Consider the following 547-nt stretch of genomic DNA (forward strand, 5'->3'; position numbering starts at 1 on the left):
TGGAAAGTCTGCTGCCATGGGCTGAAGAGATCCAGAACAGGTTCAGCCTGAAAGGTCAGGCTGCCTGAGTTCAACAGAATCACAAAAGGCGGAAATCTTCCGTTTCCGACTTTCCTGAGAGGAAAGCCGGAGCACAGAGAAGATTTCCGCCTTTGATGGTATTCAGGGATAACCGGGAATAAAAGCCCGTGCAAATTTCAAAAGGTTACTATAAGAAGGATATCAAAATAAAACCAACCAAAATTGGCGCATTTCTCGCTGCAATTATTGGTTGGTTTTACGTTAGCATTAACAGACAGCGGATATCTGTGAGTTTCCGATTGTCCTTTTTGATTATCAGCAGGGACGTTCAGGACGATATGCCGCCGAGTTTCTTAAAGGATTTGAAGGCACTCTGCTGGTTGATGGCTACAGTGGCTACTCCCAGATAGAAGGTGCAAAGCTGGCAAACTGCTGGGTCCATGCAAGAAGGTACTTCATCGAGGCAAGTCTGGTCTGCAGAAATGAAACCGTCAGAGGTCAGGCTCAAGAAGCACTTGCTCTGATC

General features: G+C 46.4%; 1 pseudogene. It reads left to right on the top strand.

From position 1 onward, the window contains the following. Positions 1 to 319: 319 nt before the first annotated feature. Positions 320 to 547 (top strand): annotated as a pseudogene (locus tag BO222_RS12330) (IS66 family transposase); the annotation flags it as partial.

This window comes from Ileibacterium valens (assembly GCF_001945525.1).
Classification (GTDB): Bacteria; Bacillota_I; Bacilli_A; order Erysipelotrichales; family Erysipelotrichaceae; genus Ileibacterium; species Ileibacterium valens.